The organism is Streptomyces sp. NPDC005281 (assembly GCF_040607495.1).
Lineage (GTDB): Bacteria > Actinomycetota > Actinomycetes > Streptomycetales > Streptomycetaceae > Streptomyces.
Window position 1 is genome coordinate 51321 of record NZ_JBEXGX010000018.1, and the last position, 14861, is coordinate 66181.

Consider the following 14861-nt stretch of genomic DNA (forward strand, 5'->3'; position numbering starts at 1 on the left):
GGGGCGGAGGACGGGCCCGGTCAGCCCTTGACGGCGCCGGTGAGCATGCCCTTCTTGAAGTGCCGCTGGACGAAGGGCGAGAGGACCGCCACCGGCAGCAGCGCCATCACCATGACCGCCATCTGGACGGCGAGCGGGGACAGTTGGCCGGTGTTGATCTGGGTGGCGAGTCCGACGGGACGCTCCTGCTTCTGCACGAGCTGGATCATGACGTTCTGCAACGGCATCATGTCCTGTTCGGTCAGGTAGATGGAGGCGTTGAACCAGGCACTCCAGTAACCGACCGCGTAGAACAGGGAGATGACCGCGAGGACCGCCCGGGAGAGCGGCATCACGATCTGCCACAGGATGCGCCAGTCGCCCGCGCCGTCGATACGGGCGCTGTCGATCAGTTCGGGTGAGATGCCCATGAAGAACGCCCGCAGCACGAGGATGTTGAAGACGCTCACCGCGCTGGGAAGGATCAGCGCGAGATAGCTGTCGGTGAGGCCGAGCGCCTGTACCAGCAGGTACGTGGGGATGAGTCCGGCGCCGAAGAACATCGTGGCGAGCAGCAGCATCAGGAACCAGCGGTGGCCGAGCGATCCGACGCGCGAGAGGCCGTAGGCGCACAGGACCGAGACCGTCATGCTGAACAGGGCGCCGGTCAGGGTCACGCCGAGGCTGACGAGCGCGGCGCGCTGCACCTGGCCGCCGGTGAGGAGTTCCCGGTAGGCGACGAACGTGACGCCTCTGGGGACGACGACCAGTCCGCCGGCCGCGTCGATGGTCTTCTTCGACTGGAGACTGGTGACGACGACGATCCAGAGCGGGAAGAGGATCGCGAAGGCCGCCAGGGTGAGGATGAGCCCCTTGCCCGCGAGGCCGGCCTTCGACGGCTCCTCCTCCCAGGACGGCCGGGGCGGCGCCGTCCAGCGGCCGGGTTTCCCGACCGGTTCGCAGGTCACGGCGGTCATTTCTCGTACACCCCCTGCTCGCCCATGAGATGGGCGACCTTGTTGGCGGTCAGGACGAGCCCCAGGCCGACCACTCCCTTGATCAGTCCGGCTGCCGCGGCATAGCCGAAGTCCTGGTTGCGGATGCCGTTCCACCACACGTAGGTGTCCAGGACCTCGGAGGCGCCGGGGCCCACCGAGTCGCGCTGGAGCAGGAGTTGCTCGAAGCCGACGGTGAGCGCGTCGCCGACCCGCAGCACCAGGAGCAGGGCGATCACCGGGCGCAGGGCGGGCAGGGTGATGTGCCACATCCGCCGCCATCGTCCGGCCCCGTCCATGGCGGCGGCCTCGTACAGGTCGGGCGACACGGACGACAGGGCCGCGAGGAAGACGATGATGCCCCAGCCCGCGTCCTTCCAGACGCCCTCGGCCGTCACCAGGAACTTGAAGATCCCCGGGTCGGTCATCAGGTCGATCCCCTGATGACCGTGGCGGCGCAGGGTCTGGGCGATGACGCCCGCCCCGCCGAAGATCTGCTGGAAGACGGTCACGACGAGGACCCAGGAGAAGAAGTGCGGGAGGTACATGACCGCCTGGGCCAGCGCCCGGACCCGGGGCCTGACCACGCTGTTGATGAGCAGCGCGAGGGCGACCGGGATCGGGAAGTAGAGCACCAGCTGGAGGAAGAACAAGACGAAGGTGTTCTGCACCGCGTGCCAGAACTCGGAGTCCGCGAAGATCCGCTGGAAGTTCTCCAGACCTGTCCAGGGGCTCTCGAACATGGCGACGAAGCCGTTGTCGCTGAGATACGGGTCGTAGTCCTGGAAGGCCACGACATTACCGAGCACCGGTATGTAGTTGAAGACGAGCAGCAGCGCGATGGCGGGCAGGGTCATCAGGATGAGGGTGCGGTCGCGTCGCAGCCGCAGCCGGAGGCCCAGTCTTCCCGCACCCCCGCCGGCTCTCCCGGCGGTCCGTCGTCCTGTTCCGCCGTCCGGCGGGCTCCCGTCCTGCGTCCTGGCGCTCGCCCCGGCCCCGGCCCTGCTCCGAGGCACCGTGCTGTGGGACACGGTCTTCTCCTTGCCTCAGCCCTGGGTCACTTGGCCGCGGAGCCGTTGTCGTCGAGCAGCTTCTTGTACCAGGCCCGCAGGTCGTCGCCGCCCTTCCGCTTCCAGTCCGCGACGGCCTGCTGCATGTCGGCGATCTTCTTGCGGCCGCGGACGATGTCGTCCTCCAGCTGCTCGAAGTCGTTGGCGAGGTTGGTCCACCTGCTGGGCTCGGTGATCGTCAGGCCGTAGAAGGAGGACTTCTTGGTGAAGGCGCCCATGCGCTGCTGCCACTCGACCTGGAGCCTCGCGATGTCCGGCAGATCGGGGTGGGCGAGGTAGGCGGCCGGGTCGCCGGTGTAGTCGTAGGCGCCGTTGACCTCGTTGGTGCCCTTGGTGGTCTTGGTGGGCAGGCCGCTCTTGACGGTGTAGTCGGTTCCCTCGACGCCGTACACCGTGAGCATGTACTCCTTCGTGCCGTACGGCGCCGCGCAGAAGTCGGCGAGCGCGAGGAAGTCCTTGATCTGCCGCTTGGACGCGTTCTTGCTGACGAAGGTGAAGATGCCGGCGGGCTGGGTCGCCCAGAGCGTGGGGTCGCCGCCGTCGGGGCCGAAGATATCGAACGCGCCCATCTCGAAGTCCGTCTTCTGGGTGCGCTGTTCGGCCGTCGAGCCGTACCAGTAGGACAGGTCGCCGTTGAAGACGAGGGACTGGCCCGCGGTGAAGCGGTTGGACGCGTCGCCCTTGACGGCCTTGGCGTCGGGGTGGACGACTCCCGCCGCGTACAGCTTGCGGGTCCACTCCAGGGCTTCGAGGTATTCGCCGGTCTCGATCCGGTTGACGAGTTTGCCGTCCCTCAGGTCCCACCACAGGGCCTTGTCGCTGCCGTTGAGAACGCCGTAGATGTTGAAGGCCGTCCACTTGAGGTCGTCGCAGGCCCACACCTTCGCCTTGGCGTCGGTGGCCTCCTTCGCCCAGGACAGGAACTCTTCGGGCGACTTGGGCAGCGTGTAGCCCTTCGTGGCGAAGATGTCCTTGCGGTAGAAGGGCGCGATGTTCGTGACGTACGAGGCCGGCATCGGGATCGCGCGCAGCCGGCCGCCGAAGATGGACCGCTGCCAGGCGTCGGTCGGTACGGCCGCGAGGTTGGGGTAGTCCTTGACCTTGTCGCCCGACAGATACGGGCCGAGGTCGGCGAACTTCGCGTTGATCGCGCTCGGTATCTTGCCGTTCAGGTTCCAGCCGGGGACGACCACCACGTCGGGGATGTCGCTGGAGGCGAGGACCGCGCCCAGCTTCTCGTCATAGGTGTTGCCGTCCTGGTTCTGCCAGGTCGCCTTGATGCCGATGGCCTCGTTCATGGCCGTGTAGTACGCGTTGTCACCGGCCGGCGGGCTGCCCCAGAACGGCGACATGACCTTCAGGTCGCTGCCGCCGCCGAGCTTCTTCGGGACGGACGTCTTCAGCGCGTTCAGGTCGATGGCGCGGGTGAACCCGGCCGCCGATCCGTTCTTCGACGGAAGGTCGGGCGTGACGACACCCGACGCCACGAAGGCCGGAAGGAGCTTCTGGGCGTCCTTCCCCGAGGTCGTGCCGTCCTTGCTGCCGGCCTGTCCGCCGCCGCAGGCGGCGAGCAGGGGCGTTCCGCCGGCCACGGCGGCCGCTGCGACCGCCGTGGAGGCGAGGAAGCTTCTCCGGCTGGGGGCGGAGGTGGCGGAGTTCGGCGTCATTGCGTCAACCCTTCGTGGCGCACAGCAGGACACCCGGCGGTTGGGGCCGTCGGCTGCGGTGTCTCCAGTGGATCTGCCCGAGCGGAAGCGGTCCTCGGAGGACTGTGCCCTGTGGAAAAGGGGAGCCCGGCAATCGAAGCGCTTCGATGTTGCTGCGAGGTTAAGTGAACGCCTGGGGGTGCACAAGGGTCGTTCCCAAGATTCCTCGGAGGTACGGAACAACAGGACGTCTCCGTGCGGCACTTGAGGTGACTGGCGGGAAACAGAGGTGGCGGGTGCGGGTCTCTTGACACCCACCCCTTGGTCGATCGAGCATCGAAGCGCTTCGAAAGACCTTTGGTGCCCCACCGCAAAGGGATCCCCACGTGACCGCAGAGACGCCCCCCATGCCGCCCTTCCGCGATGCGCGCCTGCCGTTCGCCAAGCGCGTCGACGACCTGCTGACGCGCCTCACCCTGGACGAACGGATCGCGTTCCTCCACCAGTTCGTGCCTGCCGTCGAGCGGCTCGGGATCCCCGCCTTCCGCACCGGCCAGGAGGCACTGCACGGGGTCGCCTGGATGGGGCCGGCGACGGTGTTCCCCCAGGCCGTCGGACTCGGCGCGACCTGGAACGGGGAACTCGTGCGCCGGATCGGCCGGGCCGTGTCGTCGGAGGTCCGCGCGATGCGCGCCCGCGACGAACGCGTGGGCCTCAACGTCTGGTCCCCCACGGTCAATCTGCTGCGCCACCCGCTGTGGGGCCGCAACGAGGAGGGCTACTCCGAGGACCCGGCGCTCACCTCCGCCATCGCCACCGCGTACACCCGAGGACTGCGCGGCGACCACCCGGTCCACTGGCGTACGGCGCCGGTCCTCAAGCACTGGCTCGCGCACAACAACGAGACCGCCAGGGACACTTCGTCCTCCTCCGTCCGGCCGCGCGTGCTGCACGAGTACGATCTGCGCGCCTTCCGCGACACCGTGACGGCGGGCGCCGTCGCCGGGGTGATGCCCGCGTACAACCTGGTCAACGGCCGCCCCAACCACGTCTCGCCGTATCTGCGCGAGCATCTGCGGACCTGGACCGACCAAGAGCTGCTGGTCTGCTCGGACGCGGGCGCGCCCTCCAACCTTGTCGACTCCGAGCACTACTTCGACACCCACGAGGAGGCGACCGCCGCCGCGCTCCTCGCCGGTGTCGACAGCTTCACCGACCACGGCACGGACGCCTCACGGATCACCGCGCGCGTCCGGGGCGCCCTGGAGCGAGGCCTGCTGACCGAGGCCGACGTCGACACCGCGGTCCGCCGCCAGCTCGCCGTGCGCTTCCGGCTGGGCGAGTTCGACCCGGACCTCGGCCCGTACGCCCGCACCGGGGAGTTCGACACGCCCGCCCACCGCGCGCTCGCCCGCGAGGCCGCCGAGCAGGCGATCGTCCTGCTCAAGAACGACGGTCTGCTGCCGCTGCGCCCCGGTGTCAGGATCGCCGTCGTCGGTCTGCTCGCCGACGAGTGCAAGCTCGACTGGTACAGCGGCACGCTCATCCACCGGTGGACACCGCTGGAGGGGCTGTACGAGCGCTTCGGCGCCGACCGGGTGGACTTCGCCGAGGGCGTGGACCGCGTACGCCTGAGGACCTCGTCCGGCCGGTATCTCGCGGTGCCCGCGGCAACGGACGCGCCGAAGGGCGGGCGGGACGCCGAGGGCGCTCTCGATCCGGCGCTGATCCCGGGCCGCACGGACCTGCCCCCGCTGACCGCCGACGACGTCGGCACCGAACTGGCGCTGATCGACTGGGGCGAGGGCGTCCTCACCCTGCGCGCCCCCGACGGCCGCTGGCTGTCGGTCGCCGACGACGGCTTCGTCCGCGCGTCGGCGGACCGGCCGGGTGGCTGGGTCGTCCAGGAGACCTTCCGGCTGGAACCCTCCCCGGCCCATGGCGGCGGACACCTTCTGAAGCACCTGGGGACGGGCGGGTACGTCCGTGTCTCCGCCGACGGCGTGAGGGTCGGGCCGGACGCCCGGGACGCCGAGATCTTCGAGCCGCGGTTCACCGAACGCGGCGAGGACGCGGTGGCGCGCGCCGCCGCCGCGGCCGACGTGGTTCTCGTCGTCGCGGGCAACGACCCGCACATCAACGGCCGCGAGACCGAGGACCGTACGACGCTGCGGCTGCCCGCGCATCAGGAGCGGCTGCTGGACGCCGCCCGCGCGGCGAACCCGGCCACCGTGCTGGCGCTGGTCTCCGCCTACCCGTACGCGGTCGACCACGCCGGCCTGCCCGCGATGCTGTGGACCGCGCACGGCGGGCAGGCCGCGGGCACCGCGCTGGCCGGCGTCCTCGCCGGGGACGTCTCCCCCGCCGGCCGCCTTCCGCAGACCTGGTACGCCGGGGACGACGACCTGCCGGATCCGCTCGACTACGACGTGATCGGCGGCCGGCAGACCTACCTCTACTTCGAGGGGACCCCGCTGTTCCCCTTCGGGCACGGCCTGTCCTACGCCTCGTTCACCTACTCGGACCTGCGAGTCCGCAGAGGGCCTGACGCGCTGTCCGTCTCCTGCACCGTGACGAACACCGCGACCACGGCCGCCGACGAAGTGGTCCAGCTCTACACCCGGGCGGTCGCCCCCTCCGTGCCCCGCCCGCGCCGTGAACTGGCGGCGCACCGCCGGATCCGGCTCACCCCGGACACGCCGACCACCGTCACCTTTGAACTGCCGCTCACCGCGCTGGAGTTCTGGGACGTGACCCAGGGGCGGCGACGCCTCGAACCCGGCGCGTACGAGCTACTGGTCGGCGCGTCCTGCGAGGACATCCGGCTCGGCGCGACCGTCGAACTCGAAGGTGAGCCGGGGACGTTCAGGCCGGTCCGTGAACGCGGCCTGAACGCGGCCGACTTCGACGAGCAGCACGGCATCGCGATCGTCGACCGTTCGAAGACGGCGGGCGACGCGGTGACTCCGGCGGACGGCAACGCGGGCGAACTCCTCTACCGGGAGTGCGACTTCGGAGCGGGTGTCACCGAAGTCACCGTCGAGGTGGCGGGCGAGGGCGTCGTCGAGATCTCGCCGGTGGGCGGTCCCTCGACCCACCCGGTGGCGCCGGGCGGCGGGCCGGCCGCCGAAGAATTCTCGGGCACAACGCCGACCGCCGAGGAGTCACCGGGCACCGCGCCCGCCGCCGTACTCACGGTGAGCGGGGCGGGCGGACCCTACGACCATCGCACTCTCACCGCCGCGTTCACCGCCGACGGTGTGCGCGACGTCCGCCTCAGACTGCGCGGGCCCGTGCGGCTCGCGCACGTCGGCTTCTCCGGTTGAGGGTCCGGAGGAGCCGGCACAGGGGTCCGGCACCGGAAGGCATCGGTGCCGGGCCCCTTCACCGTCGACGTTTGCTGAAAACGATTGTCACTAGACATGCCGTTTTCGGTCACGTCCCGACGGCCGGGACCCCACCGACCCGGGCCGTGCGACCGTTCGCCGAGATGATCGGCCCCGACTGCCCTGCCGTACACATGAGCGATAATCGGCCCGTTCTACGCAAAGGGCGAGAGCCATGTGTGACGGGGGATCAGAGTGACCAGCAGTCAGGGGGTCGGCGGTGGCGAGCCGTCGGGCAGAGAAGCGCTCGCGGCCGAGCTGCGCCGGCTGAAGGAGAAGTCCGGACTCAGTTTCGGACGCCTCGCGGGCAAGACGCACTACAGCCGCTCGTCATGGGAACGCTTCCTCAACGGCAAGCAACTGCCCACCGCGGTGGCCCTGGAGGAGTTCGCCGCCGTCATGGAGGCGGACGCGGAATTCCTGCTCGGACTGCTGGAGGGGGTTCTGGAGTCGGCGGACTCGACGGGGGCGAAAGCCGGGGCGGGTTCGCAGGTCGGGGTCGGGGCCGGTTCACCGGTCGGGGGCGGGGCCGCGGGCGGGCCTGCGGCCGGAGCGGGGTCCGGAGCCGTGGCAGAGGTCCGGGCCGCGGGCGGGTCCGGGGCGACGGTCGGGGCCGAAGTTACGGCCGGGCGCGGAATGACAGTCGGCTCCGGGGCGACGGCCGGGGCAGGGGTGACTGCCGGGGCCGGTGCGGGCACAGCGGGCGAAGTGTCGAGCCAGGGTGGCCCGTCGACCACGGCCCCGCAGGCGACGACCGCGCAACCGGCCGCGACGCAAGCGGCAGAGGCGGCACAACACGCCTCCGTACAAACCGCCTTCGTGCAACCCGTGGCCGTTCAGCACTTGGCGGTTCAGCCCGGCACGGATCAACCCGTCGCTGCGCCGCCGGTCCCGGAACAGCTCGTCCCAGTACCGCCCGTGCTGGTAACACCCGTGCCCATACCGCCCGTCGCGGTGGGGCGGGCCGCCATGCGGGACTGGAAGCCCGGCGCCCGTATGACCGGGCTGGTCGCCGCCGGTGCGTTGCTGGGCAGTCTCGCCACCGTGTTCGCCCTCGGCGCCGGACCGTTCGGCGACGGCTCGTCCCCCGGTACGGCGGCCCCTTCCCCACAGACCCCGAGTCCCGGCTGCTCCAAGGACACCTGCCTGCGCCGCGACCCCCAGGCCATGGACTGCCAGTGGGACGCCACGACGGCCCGCGAGACCTGGCTGCGCGGCATGCACATCGAGCTGCGCTACAGCGCCGCCTGCGGGGCGGTCTGGGGCCGCGTCGAGAGCGGCGCGGTGGGTGACACGGTCACCATCAAGGACAAGTACGGCGAGGAACTGTCGGCCACGATCCGCGTGGACCGCGACACCTACACCGGCCTGCTCGCCGTCGACTCCGACGCACCGCCCCGGACGGTGACGATCTGCGGCCGGATCCCGAAGTACCACGCGATCGAGTGCTCCCCCGAGGGCTCCGTCCAGCCCTGAACTCCCTTTTCCCGCACCGAAGACGCCGACGGCCGGAGCCCCCGCACAGAGTGGGCTCCGGCCGTCGGCCTCGGTCAGGCCTCGGTCAGAGGGCGAGACCCGTCAGGACGAGCACGCGCTCGTAGGTGTAGTCGTCCATCGCGAACTTGACGCCCTCACGGCCGACGCCGGACTGCTTCGCACCGCCGTACGGCATCTGGTCGGCGCGGTAGGACGGGACGTCGCCGATCACGACGCCGCCCACCTCCAGGGCGCGGTGCGCGCGGAACGCGGTCTGGAGGTCGTGCGTGAACACGCCGGTCTGGAGGCCGTACTTGGAGTTGTTGGCGGCCTCGAAGGCGGCGGCCTCGCCGTCCACCCTCTGCACGGTCAGGACCGGTCCGAAGACCTCCTCGCAGGAGATCGTGACATCGGCCGGAACGTCGGCGAGGACGGTCGGGGCGTAGGAGGCGCCTTCGCGCTTGCCGCCGGTGAGGAGAGTGGCGCCGGCCGCGACGGCCTCGTCCACCCACGACTCGACGCGTTCGGCGGCGGCCTGGCTGACCAGCGGGCCGACGTCCGTGGTGTCGTCGGACGGGTCGCCGGTGACCTGGGCCTCGACGGCGGCGACGATACGCGGCAGCAGCCGCTCGTACACCGCTGCGTCCACGATCACGCGCTGCACCGAGATGCAGGACTGGCCGCCCTGGTAGTTGGAGAAGGTCGCGATCCGGGTCGCGGCCCAGTCGAGGTCCGCGTCGCTCGCGAAGTCGGCGAGGACCACGGCCGCGCCGTTGCCGCCCAGCTCCAGGGTGCAGTGCTTGCGCGGCACCGAGTCCATGATCGCGTAACCGACCGTCTCGGAACCGGTGAAGGAGATGACGGGGAGGCGCTCGTCCTGGACCAGGGCGGGCATCTTCTCGTTCGCGACCGGCAGGATGCTCCACGAACCGGCCGGGAGGTCGGTCTCGGCCAGCAGGTCACCGAGGATCAGGCCGGACAGCGGGGTCGCGGGCGCCGGCTTCAGGATGATCGGGGCACCGGCGGCGATGGCCGGGGCGACCTTGTGGGCGCACAGGTTCAGCGGGAAGTTGAAGGGCGCGATACCGAGGACGACACCCTTGGGGAAGCGGCGCGTGAGGGCGAGCCGGCCCTGACCGCCCTGGTCGGTGTCGAGGCGCTGCGCCTCGCCGCCGTTGAAGCGGCGGGCCTCCTCCGCGGCGAACCGGAACACGGACACCGCGCGGCCGACCTCGCCCCGGGCCCACTTGATCGGCTTGCCGTTCTCGGCGGAGATGAGCTGCGCGATCTCCTCGGTGCGCTCGGCCAGGCGGCGCGAGACGTGGTCGAGGGCGGCGGCGCGTACGTGGGCCGGGGTGGCGGCGAACTCGTCGCGCACGGCGTACGCGGCGGCCACGGCCTCCTCGACCTGGGCGTCGGTGGGCACGCTGACCTGACCGACGACCCGGCCGTCCCACGGCGAGGTGACGTCGAAGGTGGTCTCGCCGGTGGCCTGGCGGCCGGCGAGCCAGAAGGCGTGAGTGGAAGTCATCTGCGAGTCCCGGCCCTTCCGTATGGGGTGACGATGGGGGTGTTCCTGCTGGTACTGCGCTTTCCCGTCCACGGTAGGGCCGGGACAACCACGGGTCGTTTGTCCGACGCGTAACAGTCGGGGGGCCGGGTACGCCAGTTTGGACTGATCGCCGGGATCCCGCCGGCAGGCCGACCAGGACCGGCCCGCCGGGCGCCCCGGGCGAGCCCCCGTCGCCGAACCGGTCCGCACCGATGTCACCAGAGATCCCCCGGGCAAGTCGTCAGCGCCGGCGCACGGCCACTCCCCCACCGCCCCCGGTAAGCACCGGTGTACGTCACTTCCCGGCCGCCCCCGGTCAACGCCGGTGCGAGCCGCTCCCCGGCCGTCCCCGGTCAGCACCGGTGCAGGTCACTCCCCGGTCGTCCCCGGTCAGCGGCGAAGCCCGGCCACCCCCGACCGTCACCGGTCACCGGCGGAGCCCCTCACTCGCCCGTCGCCGCCGTGGCCTTCAGGGCCAGCCAGAGTTCCATCCGGACGTCGGGGTCGTCCAGCGACCGGCCGAGGATCTCCTCGACCCTGCGCATCCGGTAGCGCAGCGTGTGCCGGTGGACCCCCAGTTCGGCGGCCGCCGCGTCCCACTGCCCGTGCCGTGACAGCCATGCCCGCAGCGAGGCGACCAGGTCTCCACGACCGGTGGCGTCGTGCTCGTGGAGCGCGCGCAGGAGGCCGTCGGCGAACGCCCGTACGGCGTCGTCGGCGAGCAGCGGCAGGACGGACCCGGCCGCCAGTTCCTCGTGCTCGACGAGGAACCGGCCCCGCCGCCGGGCGACGGACAGGGCCTGTTCGGCCTGCTTGTAGGCGGCGCGGGCGGCGATCGGCCCAGCCGGGGCGGAAAGCCCGACGACGAGTTCGCCCTCGTCTCCGGCGCCCCCGGCGCCCTGCTCGCGCGGGACGGCCCGCGCGGACTCCAGCACCGCGGCGTAGTCCCCGCAGGCGGCGACGGCGGCGCCCCCGTCCACGGCGAGGACGACCAGCCGCTCCCCGTAGGGCACGGCGAGCACGGACTCCCCCGAACGCGCGGCGGCGGATTCGACGACCTCCGCGAGGCCGCCCAGCGGATCACCCTTGACGCCGGTCACGGCGACGGCGGGCTTGGCGGGCGCGGCCGCGCCGACCCGCGCGTTCCCGTCGGCGTGCGCCCGCCCGGCCGACGCGGACACCGACTCGGCGATGATCAGCCGGAAGGGCGCGTCGAGCAGTTCGCCGTACAGGTCTCCGGCGACGGCCCGCGCGTGGTCGGGTTCCCCGGCGAGCAGCATCCCGAGCACGGCCGCGCCGATCCGCTGTTCGGCGGCGTGCAGGGACCGCGAGCGTTCGGTGGTGAGGGTCAGCAGGGCGATCGCCGAGTGCACGGCGTAGCGCTCGGCGGTGCCGAGGGCGCCAGCGGTTCCGACGGCGAGCGCGGCGCGCGGCCTGCGCCCCGTTCCGAGGGAGTGCAGTTCGACGCGGTCCTCCCCGCCCACGACGGAGCTCGCGGGCGCGGGCCGCTCACGCAGCCGCTCCACGTCAGGGGTGAGCCGCGCGGCGCGGCGTCCCGCCCAGTCCGGCGCGGCGGCGACGACGGAGCCGGAGGCGTCGTAGAGCGCCGCCCATCCGTCGACCTGTCCGGCGAGCGAGGCGAGCAGGCCTTCCGGACCCCCGTTCAGCGCCTGTTTGGTGAGCTCGCGCTGCGCGGCGAACCCGGCGGTGACGGCCCGGTACTGATCCGCGGCGATGGCGGCGGACACGGCCTTGCTGATGGCGAGGAAGGGGGTGCGCCGGGGGACTTCGAGGAGCGGCAGCCCCTCCTCCTCGGCCGCGTCGACGAGCGCCTTGGGGATCTCGTCGTAGTTGACCCCGACGGCGAAGCCGATCCCTACGACTCCGGCCCCGGCCAGCCGCTTCACGTACCGCCGCATGACGTCGGGGTCGTCCGCGTCGAGCTTGAGCGCGGTGATCAGCAGCAGCTCCCCGCCCTCCATGTACGGCACGGGGTCGGCGAGCTCGCTGACGTGGGCCCAGCGGACGGGCACGTCCAGGCGGTCCTCGCCCGCGCGCACAGTGAGCTTGAGCGCGGAGTGGTGGACGAGCGAGGCGAGCGTGGGGGGCATGGGGCCTTCAGGTCGGTGTGAGCTCTGTGATCTCTGTGATCTTTTGGCCGCGGCGTATGAACGGCCTGTGTCGATTCTGCCTCACCGTACGGTCGCCGTGTGCGCTCACGCTCATACGTCCTGGTCAACGGCTCCGCATATTCATGCGTTCCGCCCGATATACCCCTCGCGTCCCTCGGCCGGGGCAGCGCGGTTCCCCGCCCGCCCGTCAGCCCCGCAGGTCCACCAGCAGCGGCGGAGCGTGCTCTCCCTTCACGCTGGTCAGCGACAGCACGGCGTGTCCGGGCGGGACCGAGTGGGCCAGTTCGGACGCGGACCAGCGTTCCCGCTCGACCTGGCGCACGGTCACGGCGTCCGTGGTCACCGCCTTGCCGGTGACCAGCTTGCGCAGCGCGTGGATGGCCCGGGTCATGGGCTGGTCGGCGAAGACGGTGTGCTTGGCCACGTCGCGGGCCTCCACCCACTCGGTGCCCCAGGACTCGGCGAAGCGGCCGCCGTCCCACGTGGTGACCCCGGAGAAGGCCATGCGGCAGCCGACCGCGCCGTACAGCGGCCCGTGCAGGGCCTCGGGGATGTCGCCGATGGTCCGCAGCGCGAGGACCACTCCGGCGTTGTGCGCCCGCAGGCCCTGGATGCGGCGGACCGTCTCGGCGGTCAGGGCGCCGGTCGCGTCGTCGAGCACCAGGCAGGCGAAGTGCCCGCGCCGGTCGCCGCCGCGGACGACGGAGGCGAACTGGGCGAGCAGAAGCCGGGTGATCAGCTGCGACGCCTCTTCGTATCCACGTTCCGGCAGGTCGACGCGGACGCGCAGCGGATGATGGGCCACCGCCCGGAGCGAGAACGGCCGGGCGCTCGTGCCCGAACCGAAGAAGTCCGCGAAGACGGGCCGGTCCAGCAGCGCGAGCCGGTCGGCCAGCACGGGGCCGGGGTCGTTCGGACCGCCGCTCTGCCGCAGCCGTGCCTCCAGTTCGCGGAGCATCGCGGGGTGACCCCCGGCCGACAGCTCCTGCCGCAGCGGGTCGAGCAGCGCGGGCATTCCGTCGAGCAGTTCGCGCAGCACGGGAATCGTGGGGAACGTGCCGTGGACGGCGCGGTAGGGGCCGAGGAGCTGGGCCAGTGCCGTGGCGGCGCGCCGGACGTCGACTCCGTCGACGCTGCCGACCAGGCCTTCCGCGAGAAAGGCCGCGGCTTCGTCGGCGTCCTCGCTGTCGGCGTACAGGTCGAGATCATGGACCGACGCGGGGTCGCCGAGCCTGACGACGACGTCGTACGACGTCTCGGGGCCGACCGGCGTCCCGGCGGCGGCCACGACGACGACGGCGCAGCGCGCGGTGAGGGCCTGTAGTCCGAGGGATTCGGCGACGGGCCGCACGAGGTGGCGCGTCTTCCCCGAGCCCGCCGGTCCGACGGCGAGGAGCGAGGTGCCGAGGGCCGCCGGGCCGAGGGCGGCGCCCGCGCCGGAGTAGGCGAGCGGCGTTCGCTCCCGGTCGACCCACCGGCCGAGCCGCACCTGGGCCGCGAGCAGGTCGTGCGCGGCGGAGCGGACGGGCAGGTCGCGGTCACCGGACGGATGGGTCCAGGCCGCGGCGCCCCGCCTGAGCACGGTGTCGCTGAAGCCGGCGAGCTGTCCGTCGCGCCTGGCCGAGGCCAGGGCGCGCAGGATCCGCGCGCAGTCCACGTCGTTCATGCGCTCGGTCAGCACCTCGGAGGACAGCAGTTCCGCCGCCTTGTGCTGGCCGGTCGCCCGCAGCTCGGGCCATTCGGCCGGCGGTCCCGCCGGCTCCGGCGGCCCGGCCGGTGACGCGGCCGGGATGCCCGCCGGGGCGGCCGGGCCGGCTCCGAACCGTTCCTTGGCGAGCGGCCACCATCCGCCGAGCCCGGCGAAGGGCAGCAGGACGAGCACGGTGATCAGCGCGTAGACGCCGTAGGTGATCGCGAGCGACTCGAACACGTCGTCGCCGCCGGAGATCAGCGCCACCAGGGACAGCACCGGGTTGACGATCGGCAGGGCGTCCCAGCCGACGCCCGGAAAGGCGTCCGGCCAGACGAACGTCAGGGTCACCAGGGCCGCCAGGGCCGCAATGACGGCCCGGCCGGGCTGCGTGCGCCGGACGACGAAGTGATGGGCGATCTCGCGCCAGCTGCCGAGCCGTCCCATCGTGTAGATCAGCGCGGCGAAGAAGAGGCCGTCGTAGACGATGACGGCGTCCCGGCCCTGCCAGGTCTTCGGCGCGGTCGTCCCGCCCCACCACCAGCCGTCCGGCGTGAACAGTTTCAGCACGACGAGCTGATAGGGGACGTTGCCCCGGCGCCACAGCGACCAGACGATCAGCCCGATCACGAGGGGGATCGCGAGGCCGACGATCGTCACGGAGGGCAGTCGCCGGCGCTCCTTCGAGGCCTTGGGGGCGACGTATCCGTACCGCCAGATCCCCAGTGCGGCGTCGGGGCGGGGCTCGTTGAGCCAGTCGCGTACGGCGGTACGGGGCGCCGGCGGGCCGCCGGGGAGGGGCGGTGGGCCCGGGGGCCTGGGCGGAGCGGCACCGGGGACGGCGGCCTGTCCTGGGGGTGCGGCCGGACGAGGCACTGGGTCGGCATGCGTGCCACGTGCGTCGCGCGTACCGTCGAAGTCCATCGTGTGCGCCC

The 14861-nt window shown here is 71.9% G+C and carries 8 protein-coding genes; 2 read left to right on the forward strand and 6 right to left on the reverse strand.

What is annotated here, in order from left to right; translation table 11 throughout:
* Positions 1–20: 20 nt before the first annotated feature.
* Genes ABZV42_RS24650 through ABZV42_RS24660 form a run of 3 tightly spaced genes read right to left on the reverse strand, consistent with a single transcriptional unit; the run spans position 21 to position 3711 of the window.
* A complete protein-coding gene (locus ABZV42_RS24650; RefSeq protein ID WP_356053597.1) occupies positions 21–956 on the reverse strand; it encodes a carbohydrate ABC transporter permease in 936 nt (311 codons plus the stop codon).
* Positions 953–2005, reverse strand: coding sequence for an ABC transporter permease subunit (locus ABZV42_RS24655; protein WP_355986364.1), 1053 nt, complete (start codon positions 2003–2005; stop codon positions 953–955). Before ABZV42_RS24655 ends, ABZV42_RS24650 begins: the two co-directional genes overlap by 4 nt.
* 26 nt (positions 2006–2031) lie before the next feature.
* Positions 2032–3711, reverse strand: coding sequence for an extracellular solute-binding protein (locus tag ABZV42_RS24660; RefSeq protein ID WP_355986362.1), 1680 nt, complete (start codon positions 3709–3711; stop codon positions 2032–2034).
* Between the two features lie 365 nt (positions 3712–4076).
* Here ABZV42_RS24660 and ABZV42_RS24665 point away from each other — a divergent pair, with 365 nt between their 5' ends.
* Positions 4077–7016: a glycoside hydrolase family 3 C-terminal domain-containing protein gene (locus ABZV42_RS24665; RefSeq protein ID WP_356053598.1), complete on the forward strand. Its 2940-nt coding sequence runs from the start codon at positions 4077–4079 to the stop codon at positions 7014–7016.
* A 255-nt stretch (positions 7017–7271) separates the two neighbouring features.
* The gene (locus tag ABZV42_RS24670) at positions 7272–8552 is read left to right on the forward strand and encodes a helix-turn-helix domain-containing protein (protein ID WP_356053599.1); all 1281 of its coding nucleotides are present in this window, start codon (positions 7272–7274) and stop codon (positions 8550–8552) included.
* 85 nt (positions 8553–8637) lie between these two features.
* Here ABZV42_RS24670 and ABZV42_RS24675 read toward each other — a convergent pair whose 3' ends face one another.
* From ABZV42_RS24675 to ABZV42_RS24685, 3 genes are all read right to left on the reverse strand, one after another.
* Complete coding sequence (locus tag ABZV42_RS24675; RefSeq protein ID WP_355986356.1) at positions 8638–10083, reverse strand: aldehyde dehydrogenase family protein; 1446 nt, start codon at positions 10081–10083, stop codon at positions 8638–8640.
* 464 nt (positions 10084–10547) lie between these two features.
* The gene (locus ABZV42_RS24680) at positions 10548–12215 is read right to left on the reverse strand and encodes a PucR family transcriptional regulator (protein WP_355986354.1); all 1668 of its coding nucleotides are present in this window, start codon (positions 12213–12215) and stop codon (positions 10548–10550) included.
* 208 nt (positions 12216–12423) lie between these two features.
* Positions 12424–14850: an ATP/GTP-binding protein gene (locus tag ABZV42_RS24685; protein ID WP_356053600.1), complete on the reverse strand. Its 2427-nt coding sequence runs from the start codon at positions 14848–14850 to the stop codon at positions 12424–12426.
* Positions 14851–14861 lie beyond the last annotated feature (11 nt).

Coding starts and splice junctions, on each gene's coding strand:
- ABZV42_RS24680 (WP_355986354.1), bottom strand. CDS start 12,215: ATGCCCCCCACGCTCGCCTCGCTCGTCCACCACTCCGCGCTCAAGCTC.
- ABZV42_RS24675 (WP_355986356.1), bottom strand. CDS start 10,083: ATGACTTCCACTCACGCCTTCTGGCTCGCCGGCCGCCAGGCCACCGGC.
- ABZV42_RS24650 (WP_356053597.1), bottom strand. CDS start 956: ATGACCGCCGTGACCTGCGAACCGGTCGGGAAACCCGGCCGCTGGACG.
- ABZV42_RS24660 (WP_355986362.1), bottom strand. CDS start 3,711: ATGACGCCGAACTCCGCCACCTCCGCCCCCAGCCGGAGAAGCTTCCTC.
- ABZV42_RS24685 (WP_356053600.1), bottom strand. CDS start 14,850: ATGGACTTCGACGGTACGCGCGACGCACGTGGCACGCATGCCGACCCA.